A 14,736-nucleotide genomic window follows, 5' to 3' on the forward strand; every position below is an offset into this window, starting at 1 on the left:
AATGAAGGAGCAACTCACTTTAATATGTCTATTCATAGGGCTTCTAGCAAATGCTCAAGATACCCCTAAAGAGAAAGACAGTATCCCGGTTTTATTGGGTGAAGTACACTTAATAAAAATACTGAAAAAGCAGTTAGAAACAGAAATGAAAATGTCGGTTTCTGTAGATGAATATTTAGCCTCATCAGACAATATCAGTTTTATAAAACGAGGCGCTTATGCTTGGGAGCCTTTGCTTAATAATATGAATACAGAACGTTCAATTATAACTATTGACGGTATGCATATTTTTGGTGCTTGCACCGATAAGATGGATCCGGTAACCTCGTATGTAGAAAGTAATAATCTGTCTAAGATAGATGTGAAATCAGGACAATCTGGTGGACAATCTGGTGCAACTGTTGCCGGAAGTATAGATTTAAAAAGAAAAAGTACTCCTTTTGGACTTGCTAAAAAATGGAATGGAAACTATCAGTCCGGCTTTGAATTTAATAATAAACAATTTTTTAACCTTGGGAATGTAGCTTATTCTAGCGATAAGTTAGTAGCAGAAGGAAGCATCTCTTATCGAAAAGCAGAAAATTATTCAGATGGTAATAACAATGAAGTTAATCATTCTCAATTTAAAAAGTTTAATACTTCATTAGGACTGGCCTACAAAACCAGTGAGCTATCATCGTTAAAAGTAGATGCCATATTCGATATGGCAAAAGATGTAGGTTACCCTGCGCTGCCTATGGATTTATCCCTTTCTAGAGCTATTATTACCTCAGCATCTTATAAGCAGCTTTTTGAGGAAGGTATGCTCAGGGTTTGGGATACCAAGGTCTATTTTAATGCAGTAGAGCATAATATGGATGATACTACCCGACCAGAAAATTTAGTGCATATGGATATGCCAGGTTGGAGTACTACTTATGGTTTGGTTTCAAAAGTAAATTTGCATAAAGCAAATTATTCTTTAGAAGCACAGCTAAATGCATACAATAATTTATCGATTGCAGAAATGCGTATGTATCCACAAGACCGAAGTGAGAGGACCATGTTTGCCTATAGCTGGCCATGGGTGACCACACGTTATGCAGGACTTTCTTTAAATAATCGATGGGATATTTCTGAAAAGAGCAGTTTAAACTTTGGAGGTTCTTTAGGGGTCAATTACAATCATTCTAAATATGTAGATTTTAACTGGATTTTTCATCCAGGTGCTCCCCAAGAAAAAACAAGGTTTTTACCTAGTCTTTATGGGGGATACACCTTAAATCTTAATCAATTTAATTTCTCGTTAGGTGGTGGTTATGGGCAAAGAGCTCCATCTGTTTCTGAGGGATATGGGTATTATATCTATAATAGCTTTGACCGGTATGATTATATAGGGAATCCTAATTTAGAAAACGAAACGTCTTATGAGTTAAATGCAAGTGCAGGTTTTAAAAATAAGAAAATGAGTCTTCAGGCGAAGGTCAATTATTTCTATATCCGCAATTACATTATTGGTCGTGTATTGAGCATGGGAAGCCCTATGAATTACCAATCAATAGGGGTAAAAGGTTATACTTCCTTAGACTATGCCACTTTATTCAACTTTTCTATAAATGCAGATTATAGCATTTTGAAAGATTTACATTGGAGTGGAACACTTACTTATGCACGAGCTCAAGATGATAATGATGGTAATTTACCATTTATCCGTCCATTGAGTTACCAGACTTCTCTTCATTATTCATATCAGAAGTTTGAATTTCAGACTTCTGTTAATGGCGATTTTGAACAAATTAATTATAGTCCGGAATACGGAGAAGATCAAACCCCATCATACAGCATTTGGAACCTTTCAGCAAATTATACGTTTCATATCAACAACTATAAAGCAGTTGTTGAGGTAGGTGCCGAAAATATATTCAACGAATATTATAGCACTTATGCCGATTGGGGAAATATCCCCAGAATGGGGCGTAATGTTTTTACGTCTTTAAAATTCAAATTTTAATTCAAATTAATCTTTAACAAATAAATTTTTACAAATGAAACTATCAAAAAAACCACTTTTATTATTAGCTATTTCATTAGCGTTTATGTCTTGTAGCAGTGATGATGACATGCCTGTTGCAAACAATGTACAATTAGAGTTTAATAACACCTTTGGTGATGAGACGATTGTACTTGGAGATGCAACTTCCACAGCTGCAACGGTAAATACTTCTGCAGAAGGACAAGTACACCATTTTTCTGAATTGAAATATGTAATTAGTAACATTCGATTGATAAAAGAAGATGGTACAGAATTTCCATACCATGTGAACGATTTGGATAAAGGAGCTACGGTTGTAAATCATGCAAAACCTGAAACCACTACTTACGAGCTAACTGATATTCCTACCACTGAGTACACACAAATTAAATTTGGATTAGGAGTACGTAGTGATATTAATACGTTAGATGAAACAAGATTCCCAAAATTTTATGCTACCGCAGGAGCAAACGATACTGAAATGATGTGGGAATGGGGTACCGGTTACCGTTTTACAAAAATTGAAGGCTTTTATGACACTGATAATAAAGAAATGTCGATTCATACCGGGAGTACAGTAGAAGGAGAAGAAGGTAATTATACGCAAGGGGTTGATGCCTATAGAGATATTACATTAGATCTTCCTACCAACGCAGTTGTAGGTAATAGTGCGCCTACAATTACTATTAAAGCAGATTTTAACAAATTATTGAGCGGAAATTCCAATACTATTACACTATCAACAGGAACAGGTATGGGGGATAATGCAACTCCTAACATTCATACCGCTAATAGTATGGTGCAATTTGTCGATAACCTTGGTGGTAATGGAGAAACTGATACGAAAGGAATGTTCTCAATTATTTCAGTACAAAACTAAACTTTTTAGTCGCCTAATTTTAATTAGGCGGCTTTTATTTTTAATTGATCATAAAATGAATAAAGTACTAGTAATTATTTTATTGGGATTTTTTTTAATAGGCTGTAGTAATGATGATGTATCGTCTATTTATTATGAAAATCCAGAAGTAGGATTAACTATTCCGCCAGAATTTCCTGAATTGAATTCTTCGGTTGATACCAATATGCCTACAAAATATGGGGTTGAATTGGGTGAAAAGCTATTTCACGAAAAACGATTAAGTACAGATAACTCTATTTCTTGTGCCAGCTGTCATATTCAAGAACATGCTTTTGCAGATACACATAGTCAGGCAATTGGAGTTGAGGGTCGTGTTGGGATACGAAATACACCACCAATTCAAAACCTTGCTTTTATGAAGTTTTATGGCTGGGATGGAAGTAAACTTCAGTTAGAAAATCAACCCTTAGTTCCTATTATTACCCATGAGGAAATGGATTCATCTATTTTAGAAGTGATTAGTAAAATTGAAGAGGAAAAAGATTATAAAGAACTATTTCTAAAAGCTTTCGGAGATGAAGAAGTTACCCCAGATAGAATATACAAGAGTATTGTACAATTTGAATATACACTAATCTCTAATAATAGTAAATATGATCAAATTCAACGAAATGAAGGAGTAAGGTTTACTGAAAATGAAGCCCTAGGCTATCAGGTTTTTCAAGAAAAATGCGTGAGTTGTCATAGTACCGCACTATTCACCGACCAAAGTTTTAGAAATATTGGTTTTCCTATAAATAACGATTCAAATGAAGCAGGAAGAGCTAGAGTAACCGGAATAGAAACTGATTATATGAGTTTTCGAGTGCCGACTTTAAGAAATATAGAATATACGGCACCTTACGGAAGTTTTGGTCAGTTTGCTACTTTAAAAGATATTTTAGATTATTTAGATTCAGGAGTTATATATGCTGATAATTTAGATCCTATTTTAAAAGATAATAACAATAGTATACCGCTTTCAGAAGAAGAAAAAGAACAGCTTATAGCATTTATGAAAACCTTAAGCGATCCAGATTTTGTGACTGATTAATTACTATTCTTTAATTGAAAGAGTTTATTTGAAATTTATTTTTACTATTAGGTAGACTTATTTTAAAAGTTGTGCCTTGGTCAATTTTACTGGTTACTTCAATAGTACCATTCATAGATTCAATTTGATTTTTGGTAATAAACAAACCAATTCCGCGAGAATCTTTATGGTTATGAAAGGTCTGATACATTTTGAATAATTTATGTCCGTACGATTCCATGTCGATACCTAAACCATTATCCTTAAATTCAATAACGGTATAGTTTCCATTTTTTTTAGTGGAAATTTCTAAATAACTATTTCGGTTTGGAGCACTATATTTTATACCATTAGTTATAAAATTAAGAATAATACTTTCTAAGTAGGCACGTACTCCTAAAACATAAATTTCAGGATCTGTATTTACAATGATATCGACTTCGTTTTTCTTTGCTAAAGGATATACACTTTCTACGTTTTTTTGAATTAATGGAACAATATTAATATGCTTGAAATCCTTAGAATCGGATAAATTTACTTCAACAATTTCGTTTAAATCTTGTATTGTAGTTTCTAAATTTAAGGAAGATTGTTTTAAGTGTTTAAAGGCTTCTTGCTCATGTAAAGATTCATTTTCTTCTTTTAAAATTTGTATGAGCATATCTATCGCTCCTGAATGAGATCGCAGGTTATGAGAAACAATATGAGCAAAGTTCTTTAAACGTTCGTTTTGACTGTTTTTAATAGTTAATAAGCTTTGGATTTTTTCTAAATGCTCTGCTCTTTCTATTTCTTCTTTTTTCTGTTCAGAAATATCTTCTATAAAACTCCAAATTTTCTTATTTCCATCGGTATCTTCAGTTAAAATGCCTCTAAGAAGAACAGGATATTTTTTTCCATTCTTATTAATATATTCTTTTTCATAGGGGCCATAAGTACCTTTTGAATTTAACGATTCTAGCTGTATAGCTTCTTGGTTTTCATATTTTCTTGGTGTTACTTCCCAATAACTTAATTCTAAAAACTCTTCTCTTGTATAACCTATAGATTCTAGTAATTTATTGTTTACTTCTAAAAAATCTCCAGTTTCAAAATCATTTAAGGCGATTCCCATTGGCGATAATTCATAAAGAGATTGCAAAAGTTTTTGCCGATATAATATTTCAGATTCTTTGTTTTTTTGTGCTGTTATATCTTGTAGCATTCCATAAATATGGGTGGGTTCCCTGTTATTCAAATTAAATTGAGCACGAGCACTTATCCATATATATTTATTGTTTTTATTTAGTAAACGGAATTGGTGTATAAATCGTTTTTTAGAATTGTAATACCTGCTAATTTTATTTTTTAAACTAGATAGATCTTCCGGATGAATCAAGTTTTCCCAAGTGCTCAAATTATAGTAGTCATTCTCTGTGTTAGAAAAACCTGTTATTTTCCACCATTCTTCATTAAATATAAGAGAATTCCCTTTTAAATTAAATTCGAACGTTCCGGTATTTGTGCTATTTACAATGTATTTAAATCTTTTATTAAGTTCAGAAAGTTCTGCATTGGTATTTTTTAAAATCTCAGATTTTTTCTTTAATTCTAACAAATTCATAACCTGCTTAGCTAGCATGCTTAATTTATTCTTTTGCTCTTCATTTAGCTGCTTTGGTTTTCCATCTATAGCACATATAGTTCCTAATGCAAATCCTTGATTATTAATTAAGGGATAGCCTGAATAAAATATAATAGGATTTTCTCCAGTAACAAAAGGGTTATCTTTAAAACGTTCATCTTTTCTAGTATCAGGCACAACGGTAGCTTCTTCTTTATTATTTATAGTGTGTGCGCAAAAGGCAAATTCTCTAGGAAATTCTCTAACTTCTAACTCAATTCCAAAAGAAGATTGAATATATTGCTTATCGCTGCCAATAATTGTAACTAGTGCGCTATCTGTTTTACATATTTCAGCCACCATTGCACTCAAAAAATCAAGATCACTATCTTCTAATGAATATTTTTTATAGGTAAGAGCTTCTTCAGATCTTTTTAAGTCATTTTCAGGTATTGGAGGATTTTTCATAAAAAATTTTCCTTTTGAAGTTTTAGCTAAATAGAAGAATTCTTTTTAAATATACTAAACTTTAAGTATTCTTTTGATTTTTTAATTTATTTAAAGCAATATTTTAAAAAAAAATATGTATGCAAGTATGTTTTTATGAAAAGGATAAAGTGTGATCTGCTATTGTTATTAATAAATAGGTGGTGTGAAAATCTTCAAAATAAATAAGAACTGTCCTTCTTGTGGTTTTAAATTTGAAAAAAAAACCGGCTTTTTTTATGGTGAGATGTATGTTAGTTATGCTTTAACTGTGGCTTAAGGTTTTGCTTGGTTTATCATAGGGTATTTTCTATTAAGCTTTTCGCTAATGACAAATTATTTAATTATTGCAGGTATAACTATATTATTAAGTAAGTTCAATTTTAAACTATCAAGAACAATTTGGATTTATATTTTTTATAAACAGAATTAAAATTAGCCTGTTTAAATAACCTTGAAGTCAATGAACGTGGAGTTACTACCTTTACTCGGACATAAAATTTAAGACTATTTGTTAGCAAACAAATACCTTAGAAACATGAAAAAACGATATTAAGTCCCGAAAAGCAGTTCGCTTAAGTTACCAGCGAGATAACAGGCCTAGAAAATCATTACTCATAAATCTCCTAAAAAACTTTTAAACTAAATACCGGATAAGTTTTTATAAATTAGACTTAACCAAAATGGCTACAATTGTGGGATTAGAAACTTGAATGCGCCTTTTTTACCCATGTTTTGGTAGACTTTTTTATCGTAAAGTAAATTGCTAAAAGCGAAACAAAAAGAAATACGAAGTCTAAGGCATTAAAAACCAATTTTCTGATCAATGACTTCGTAGATTGAGGTGTTTTTATTAATACAATATAGTTGCAAAAACACTGATAGTTTTGGATCTAACACCATCAAATCACCTTTTTTCTTTGGTCGAAGTATGATTTTTATTCCAGTTTTGTTAAGATCCAAAGCTTATACTAATACCAGAAAATAATTGTGATTAAATTATTATAACGCTACAAAGTTGCTTTAAAGTAATTAGTGTATATTTGCCCGCTTATAAAGAATAGGCTATTTCAAATGTATTTTATCTTCACCGGCTTCGCTACTAGTATCAATTTTGAGCAAAATATATGAACTTCATTCAGGTTGATCAGCATATTTTTATGAACTATTGCTATGGAAACCATCATGAAAATGAATATGCAAGGTTCTAAGATTGAAACTCCTTTAGGAATTTACGATATCATTTCTTTAACTATTGGAATGGTCATTGGCGTTAGTATTTTTAAAACACCTGCCCTGGTAGCTCATAGTGTAGCTTCTGGAATTGATATGTTAGTAATCTGGGAGGTGGGCGCTTTAATTTCAATGGCAGGAGGTTTGTGCTACGCTGAACTCTCTTCAACTTATCCTAGCGACGGAGGAGACTATTTCTTCCTAAAAAAGGCTTTTGGAAGGGATTTTGCATTTGTTTATGCCTGGAGTAGGATTAGCGTGATACAAACAGGATCAATAGCATTACTTGCATTTTTGTTAGGAATTGCAATAATTATAATATTAGGTTTATTTTATCTGCCCTCTTTTAAAGCTCAATACTTAGTTCACCAAAAGACTGATATTGATACGAATTGGGGATATTGTTTAATTTTAGTTTTATTGACATTCGGGGGCTGGAATGAAGCAGCTTATTTGTTTGGAGTTGTAAGTAAGAAAAAAAGAAAATTTGTACTAGCTTTTATTTTTAGCCTTATGAGTATTGCAGTACTTTATCTCCTTGTAAACTTATCCTTTTTGAGGGGGCTTGGTTTGGCGAATATGGGCGCCTCTAAAAGTGTTGCCGTAGACCTGGCAGTCCTGGCATTCGATTCAATAGGGTTATGGGCTATAGTTATTATTGTTACTATTGCAACGATAACTTCAACGAACGCCACAATTTTCACCGGCGCTAAATCTCTAGGATCATTTAAGAAGGATCTAGAAATATCTTTTTTACTAACGAGGCCTAAATCTAAGATCCAGAAGTCCACTCAATCCTATTATTTACAGGCAGTATTAGCTCTTTTACTCGTATTTTTGGGGCAATATTCCAGAAATGGTTTTGAGACAATGATAGATTATACTGCTCCGATATTTTGGTTTTTTCTTTTTATGACTGGGCTATCACTCATTATACTAAGAATTAAGGAACCAAAAGTAGCGCGACCATTTTCGGTTCCTTTATATCCTATTTTACCATTTTTATTTTGCTGCTCAAGTTTGTACCTTTTTTATGCTAGTATACATTATTCAGGTTGGGGGAGCTATAGTTGGCTTTTTGATTATAAGTTTTGGAATAGTACTACTGATTCTTAGACCTCGAATTACTCGAATGGTTAAAATAATAAGGGCTGATTAGCAGTCAAATGTTATCGATTTAAGGATAATAAAAGTGCTAAAAACGGATATTGTGATGACTGAATGTTTTCTTTATTCTTTAATTTTAGATATTGCTCCACATTTTTAGCTGCCGCTTCTTTAATTTCTTTATCTATTTCGTTGGGGATAAGTCCTTTGGGTACGGCGTATACAAACCTTCCATCTTCTCCGTTTGCTACGGGTAATTGATAAAAATCTCTTTCTACAAAATTACCAGTTTCCTGAAAAGATTTAGAAGCTTCAACGAAAAAATCTACCGCATGATCTGGATATCCAAAGAAATAGCCATAAGCCCTAAATCTATCTGATTTTTCTTCAAATTCATATAATGTGAGAAGCCTTTCTGGTGAAATAGATTCAATAATTCCTCTTTTTAGAAAAAAATCAGATTTTTTCTTTATTAGTTCTTCCACAGATTTTCGATGATATACTAAAATTTCATAGTTTCTTGTAGTTCCGTAAACGGCTTTGAAGGGTAAAAGTACATAGCCTATATTTTCATTTTCTAATAGATCTAAAGTTTTTTGAATAAATTCTAATTGTTCTTTTACTTTTTTAGGAGCAATAAATTCCGTAGTTACAGAGTCAATTTTAAAATCGAGATATTGTACCGTACTTATAGGTTTTAGTCCATTATAAACGGTATGTAAGCCTTCTTTTTCAAGTACTTGTTTCGCAATGGAATCGGCATAGGATAGTATATCTTTTTGGGTGCCTTCCTGTGCTAATACCAAATTTGTAAGAAGGAGAACAAAACTTAAAATAATATATTTAGTTATTTTCATGGAATAGATATTAAAAGATCAGGCCTAATTTGAAATGAAAAGAGGAGTAGGCGATATCCTCACTTTGGTTTCTTGTTATTTTAGAATTAATAAAAAAGCTTTTTTCGTGTAGTGGCATTTTCCATTCTAATTCCAGAGCTCCTTTTAGATAGTCGACCCCTACAAAATCCAGTTCCCTAAAGCGTATTTCGTTGAGTAATCCATTAGCCGAAGTTGAAAGAAAAGTATGAATCGCCTTTCGGTAGCCTATCATAGGCTTTAGATATAAATTTTGATTCCATATTTTTTTTATAGGGAGTAAATAGCTTACTTCTGTTTCGAAGAACTGATATTTTATCTCATCGTTACCGGCTAAATCTAATCGTTCATCATTACTGTAGGAGACATTAGCTCCAAGTTGTTGATTTTTATTCTTGAATAAAAATAGATTTGAAAAAGTAAGCTCCTGTTTTTCTGATTCATAGTTAATAGACTTAAATATAGGGTCAGTTCCCTCTATTTTTTCATAGTCGATTTTCAGGTCAAATTGCCACTCTTTTTTTTCATTGAGGACAATCCTGTTGCCAACAGTAATATGGTTTTCGAGAATATTTAATTTGCCTGAATCTACAGGACTGACTATAGCATTCCTAGCAGAAAAGTTTCCTTGCGCAAAAGAAATATCAATAAAGCTCGTATATTTTCTTCGGTTTATTGTGGAGAAAAGATGAATTCCGTAGGTATCAAATTGCTGATTTCGCTGAAAAGATCTAAATGTGTTCTCACTAAATGTACTGATACCACGAAATTGGTAGAGCTGTAAATCCTGCGTAGCATAATTTCCAATAAGATTCTCTTCTTTTCTTTGTTTGTAAAAGCCAGCTACTCCAAGGGCAAGCCAATTTTTAATTTCAACTAATTGCCCAAATTGAATAAAAATATGATTGTTTCTAAATAGAGGTCGGGGTTCACTGTTTCTATTAGAACTCCCAACCATATAATCGACTTTAAGAAATGACTGGGTGATTCCAATATATGAAGGGCTTAATGCTCCGATAGAAAAATTAACCCTATCTCCAGACCATGGTCCACTGTTAATATCGGCTAACTGATATGGGTTTTGAATATTATCATTACTTTGTAATAAATAAGATCGTACACTCTTAAAGTTCTTCTGATAATCAAACGATCCATTAAATGACCACTCACCTATAGATTTTTGAGATTGCGAATTAAATTGTAGGGTACTAAATTTTGAAGGGGCAAATACATTGTGTAAATCTCCTTCTCCATAATTATAGCCAAGATTGGCCAGGTAAAATTCTCGGAATCCTGATGCCATTAAATAAGGATGAGAATGATTCCATTCCAGTATTTTTTGTCTGCTATAAAAAGACCATTCCTCATTTGTATGTTGAGCAACTAGTTTACCAGTAATACAGAAGACCAATATAGAAATAGTACTTAAAATTCTCATCCTTATTATTAATTAGTAAGAGCCTGGTTCTGGTGTTGTGCTTAGTTCGAAATCAGCACTACTATTATTGGTATCCTCAAGCAAAATATTGCCATCAACACTTGTTGATTTTCTAATGATAGATTCTCCGCTATATATATTGGAAACATTGAAAAAGCCAGCGTCTAAGCTCGAAGGTATTCGTTTAAAATTACTGTCTTCTGGACTTCTCAGTGCTTCTACGGCGTCGATAACATCACCTACCGGAACTTTAAGAACTTCAGGAAAATTAGGGCCTTCATCAGGAATGGCTGCGCGCTCTAAATCAGCTATATCTTCTCCTCTCCATATGATCGTTCCGGGTCCAAATACAGAAACCAGTGAAAATGTTGAATTAAACGGATGGTAAAGCATTTCTAAGTTCGGTACATCCGGAGCATCAATATCACGTGTAGATCCTTGTACGAAAAATTCCCAATCAGCATCACTTAAATTAACTGGGCTGCCGGGATTTGCCTCTTCGCTTTGATGTTTAATAGCTTGTTGAGCTATAGTAATACTAGAAAAGGGTTCGAGGATATGCTCTTCTCCAGATCCTGGAATTCGCCATGCGGTTCTAATATAGACATATGATTCATCATCGGCGAAAGGGGTTGGCTCATTTGCAGGATTAATTAATCCAGAGGTCCCATATACATCAGAAATTATAAGTCCGTCTAAAGCAATTGGTTCACTAGAATTATTATAGATTTCTAAAAATTGATCAAAGAAATAATTTGAACCTTCCGGAGTTTTAGAACCGGAATAGTAAAACTGACTTATAACCAGGTTTCCTGTAATCGATCCTGCCAGTTTGATATCTAAGATATCACTCGAGGTTTCGCGATTTAAATTAAAACTAGTATTCAGGTAATTTAAATTGATTTTTACTTCGTTCCCAATAATTTCAAGCGCTTCCTGTCCATTTAGTAGTTTGTTAGCCTGAATATTATACGTTCCTGGAACCAAATCAGAGAAGGTCACTACACCATCAGCATTCGAGCTTGCTTGAAATTCCTGTCCGGAGGCATTATCCGTTAATGTGACATTTACCCCCGCTGCAGATTGAGTTTGGAAATCTTCAGGGTACAGCACATGCATACTTAGTGCTAATGGTTCTAAACGCTCACTATCATCAGAACTACAGGCCGTAAATAGCCATAGAAAAGATAAAAGAAAGATCATTGATTTGTTTGTTTTGTGATTCATTGTGATTAAAAATTAAATTAGAATTGATAAAAAACTTCGGCTCCAAAAAAAAGTTCAAGATTTCTTTCGGTATAATTTCCAGTTCTTATGCTTTGATATAGCGGCCTGTGATTGTTAAGGTTATTTACATAAAAGGCAAAGCCACGACCCGGTTGAAACTCCTTATTTAATCTTATATTGAACAAGAGTAGAGGCGGCATTTTTTCCTGTAATAACAAGTCCTCAGCAAGAAGATTCCAATAGGATTCATATTTAATATTTTGGGCTTCTTCCAAACTCAAATTAGTTTTGTTGCCCTTATAGTCTAATAGTGCTGTTGGGTAAGGACTGAAACCAATAATTTTTTCTGTTTTCAACCATGTGATTTGAGCTAATGATGAAATGACCATTCCTGCTTTTGGAATACGGTGGATGAATCGGAAAGAAGTGTTGAACTGGCTGGATAAAATTCCCTGCCCCGCCTGAAAGTATGGAATAAATTCTGAGTTGGGATCCTGATAAATAAAGTTGGGCTCTACCTGCTCTCCATTTGTAAAACTTTTAGATCTTATATAGGCACCATTGATGTTTAAAGCAGTATTAATAGCGTCCCATTCAGGAAAGTTTATCGTGTATTCAATCCCCGAATTTTCAATATCCCGATTATTCGTAGGCGCATCGTAACCTAAAAATCTTTTTTCGTATCGACTTGGCGTATCATTTAAAATAGGAGGAGAATTATCAACACGCTTTTTTATATCATAAATTGGCGTATTTGCTATATAAGGATAGCGTATAAAGCCAGGGCCATTCTTAGTCGTTTCCTTAAAATAAGTCAATAGAAAATCAATATCCTGAAGCCTTCCATCTAAGCCGATTTCAAATTTTTTGGAGGTATAACTGGAGATATCTTTTGTGTTAACGTTGATTTTTTTCGTAGTAACAATCAACAGCCTTTCATTGGGATTTATGGCATAATGATTAAAGTTGATAAGGTCAAAAAATCTTGGTCCGGGAAATAGGTAACTTAAGCCCGGTGTTTTTGAGTTGATACCATAACCCGCTTTAATTTTAAGCTCAGGAATGATTTCAAAAGCACTATTAATTCTAGGTTGAATATCCTGTGCTATTAATCGATGTTCTGATCCTGATAAAAAATAACGATCTGCTCTTATTCCAAGCTGCCATATCCAATTTTTGTTTGCGATATTAAAAGAGAACTGGTCCTCCAAATATGCACTGAATTGGTTAAGTTTAGGAACATCATCAAAAGTTCGTGGCCGGTCACCCGCATTATAATTTTGTCGCGGAGGGGTAAGTAAATCAAATTGTCTGCCGGGGCCGTTGTTTTGATCCAAACGGAATTCAGTACCCAGAAGTAGTTTATGAGTGCTATTTAGAAAATTTAAAAACTTACTGAATTCAACACGATGATAATAGTTTAGTGGGCGACCTTTTACTGTAGTTTCGTTTCTATATCTAGCGGTTCCATAAGGTACTTCACCAATAGTGTCTTTCAAGAAGGTTGGTCTTGGACCTACGTTGGTTGTAATAAATTCTTCAAAATAAGAATCCTGAATACCGTAAGATAAGGAAGCGTCTATATTTAATTGATCAAAAATATTATTATTTTGGGGAGTATAAGAGATATCCGTATTCCATCTAAACCTGTAATCTTTAGAGTCCCAACTTCGCTGGGAAGGCTCATTTTCAGAATCCTGCCCTCGCGTTGCAATATTGCTGCTGATATTTAGCTTATTTTTTATAAGCAGTGATTTATCGTTTAATAGGCTAAATTTGTGTCCTACGGATGCAGAGATTCGATTAAACTCATTTAAAACATCTCTGGGATCTGGTTTTGAATTGGTAAGATCAAAATCGAAACTTAAAGCCTGCTGTGATGAATTAAGTTTTGTGCCAAATCCTGCGGCAAATTGAAATAGGTTTGGATTGGCTCTTAGTCTTAGGTTGGGTGAAAATTCGCCGATTCTGGTATTTACCAAAACGGCACCAGCTGTAAAATTTCCGTAACGGGCAGAAGGTACCCCTCTAATAACTTCTACAGATTCAATCTGATCAGCAGGGATTTGTCTTAAATCAAATCCGCGGTTTACTACCGACTGAAATGGAGGTGAAGAGCCGGGGCCTGAGTTCAATATATTCACATTATACTGAAGATTAGCGTCATTTGAAATCGGACTACCGTCCATAATCAAAGCAGTTCCCAGTTGCGCAACCGCATTCCCTTCTGAATTTGTAGAAGTTTGCCGTAGCAGGATTTGTTGAGGGGAACTTAAATCGGGATTAATGGCGAGTTGTCCTGGTAATAACTGTAAAACATCTCTTAAGCTGGAAGGCTGTACATGTTCGATAGCCGTTTTTTCTATTAGTGAACGTGTGCCCAATCCATTTCGATTTTCTTTAGCAGTGACAATTACTTCATCAATTTCAAGATTTCTCTTTTGAAGTGCTATCTGAATATGGGAGCTATTATTGCTTGAAATAATCGTATCTAAACTAACATAACCTATGTGGGATATATTTAAAGCATATTCGTTTTTAGTAGGATCTATTTTTAACGAAAATTCTCCATCTATATCACTAATGGTAGAATAGTTAGTATTCTTCTCCAAAATTAATGCGCCTACTAAAGGCTCATTTTCTGCATTTCGAATACTACCGTTCATTCTATTTTCCTGAGATAAAATAGGGACGATACTATAAAAGTAAACTACTGCCACTAGCAGAAATTTCATCAGTTCAATTTTCGGCAAAAATAGAATTAATTTTATTAAATGCAACTTTGTTGCTTTAGTAAAATATACTAGTTTTGTTATAAAAAA

Annotated in this window: 9 protein-coding genes; 4 read left to right on the forward strand and 5 right to left on the reverse strand. The window is 33.4% G+C overall.

What is annotated here, in order from left to right; translation table 11 throughout:
- The first annotated feature begins 1 nt into the window (after position 1).
- From ACN0WI_RS11675 to ACN0WI_RS11685, 3 genes are read left to right on the forward strand one after another with little or no spacing between them, the layout of a single operon-like run.
- Entirely contained in the window at positions 2-1,990 is a 1,989-nt protein-coding gene (locus tag ACN0WI_RS11675) for a TonB-dependent receptor domain-containing protein (RefSeq protein ID WP_417887041.1), read from the forward strand.
- Positions 1,991-2,024: 34 nt separating this feature from the next.
- Positions 2,025-2,891, forward strand: coding sequence for an MbnP family protein (locus ACN0WI_RS11680; protein ID WP_417887043.1), 867 nt, complete (start codon positions 2,025-2,027; stop codon positions 2,889-2,891).
- 55 nt (positions 2,892-2,946) lie between these two features.
- Positions 2,947-3,966 (forward strand): cytochrome-c peroxidase, encoded by a 1,020-nt coding sequence (locus tag ACN0WI_RS11685; protein WP_417887045.1) that lies wholly within the window; start codon positions 2,947-2,949, stop codon positions 3,964-3,966.
- A 10-nt stretch (positions 3,967-3,976) separates the two neighbouring features.
- Here ACN0WI_RS11685 and ACN0WI_RS11690 read toward each other — a convergent pair whose 3' ends face one another.
- Entirely contained in the window at positions 3,977-6,016 is a 2,040-nt protein-coding gene (locus ACN0WI_RS11690) for a PAS domain S-box protein (RefSeq protein WP_417887047.1), read from the reverse strand.
- A 1,191-nt stretch (positions 6,017-7,207) separates the two neighbouring features.
- Between ACN0WI_RS11690 and ACN0WI_RS11695 the strand changes: the two genes are divergently transcribed.
- Entirely contained in the window at positions 7,208-8,383 is a 1,176-nt protein-coding gene (locus ACN0WI_RS11695) for an APC family permease (RefSeq protein ID WP_417887049.1), read from the forward strand.
- Positions 8,384-8,436: 53 nt separating this feature from the next.
- Here the strand turns inward: ACN0WI_RS11695 and ACN0WI_RS11700 are convergent, their stop codons facing one another.
- From ACN0WI_RS11700 to ACN0WI_RS11715, 4 genes are read right to left on the reverse strand one after another with little or no spacing between them, the layout of a single operon-like run.
- Positions 8,437-9,231, reverse strand: a complete 795-nt coding sequence (locus ACN0WI_RS11700; protein WP_417887051.1) for a hypothetical protein — start codon at positions 9,229-9,231, stop codon at positions 8,437-8,439.
- A 10-nt stretch (positions 9,232-9,241) separates the two neighbouring features.
- The gene (locus ACN0WI_RS11705; RefSeq protein WP_417887053.1) at positions 9,242-10,687 is read right to left on the reverse strand and encodes a DUF6850 family outer membrane beta-barrel protein; all 1,446 of its coding nucleotides are present in this window, start codon (positions 10,685-10,687) and stop codon (positions 9,242-9,244) included.
- A gap of 12 nt (positions 10,688-10,699) precedes the next feature.
- Entirely contained in the window at positions 10,700-11,890 is a 1,191-nt protein-coding gene (locus tag ACN0WI_RS11710; protein WP_417887055.1) for a DUF4876 domain-containing protein, read from the reverse strand.
- A gap of 41 nt (positions 11,891-11,931) precedes the next feature.
- Positions 11,932-14,649, reverse strand: coding sequence for a TonB-dependent receptor (locus tag ACN0WI_RS11715; protein ID WP_417887057.1), 2,718 nt, complete (start codon positions 14,647-14,649; stop codon positions 11,932-11,934).
- Positions 14,650-14,736 lie beyond the last annotated feature (87 nt).

It is taken from the genome of Zunongwangia sp. (assembly GCF_048269745.1).
Taxonomy (GTDB): Bacteria; Bacteroidota; Bacteroidia; order Flavobacteriales; family Flavobacteriaceae; genus Zunongwangia.

What these genes read in the sequence shown, in the direction of transcription:
- ACN0WI_RS11675 (WP_417887041.1), top strand. Translation starts at nt 2, where the DNA reads ATGAAGGAGCAACTCACTTTAATATGTCTATTCATAGGGCTTCTAGCA.
- ACN0WI_RS11680 (WP_417887043.1), top strand. Translation starts at nt 2,025, where the DNA reads ATGAAACTATCAAAAAAACCACTTTTATTATTAGCTATTTCATTAGCG.
- ACN0WI_RS11685 (WP_417887045.1), top strand. Translation starts at nt 2,947, where the DNA reads ATGAATAAAGTACTAGTAATTATTTTATTGGGATTTTTTTTAATAGGC.
- ACN0WI_RS11690 (WP_417887047.1), bottom strand. Translation starts at nt 6,016, where the DNA reads ATGAAAAATCCTCCAATACCTGAAAATGACTTAAAAAGATCTGAAGAA.
- ACN0WI_RS11695 (WP_417887049.1), top strand. Translation starts at nt 7,208, where the DNA reads ATGGAAACCATCATGAAAATGAATATGCAAGGTTCTAAGATTGAAACT.
- ACN0WI_RS11700 (WP_417887051.1), bottom strand. Translation starts at nt 9,231, where the DNA reads ATGAAAATAACTAAATATATTATTTTAAGTTTTGTTCTCCTTCTTACA.
- ACN0WI_RS11705 (WP_417887053.1), bottom strand. Translation starts at nt 10,687, where the DNA reads ATGAGAATTTTAAGTACTATTTCTATATTGGTCTTCTGTATTACTGGT.
- ACN0WI_RS11710 (WP_417887055.1), bottom strand. Translation starts at nt 11,890, where the DNA reads ATGATCTTTCTTTTATCTTTTCTATGGCTATTTACGGCCTGTAGTTCT.
- ACN0WI_RS11715 (WP_417887057.1), bottom strand. Translation starts at nt 14,649, where the DNA reads ATGAAATTTCTGCTAGTGGCAGTAGTTTACTTTTATAGTATCGTCCCT.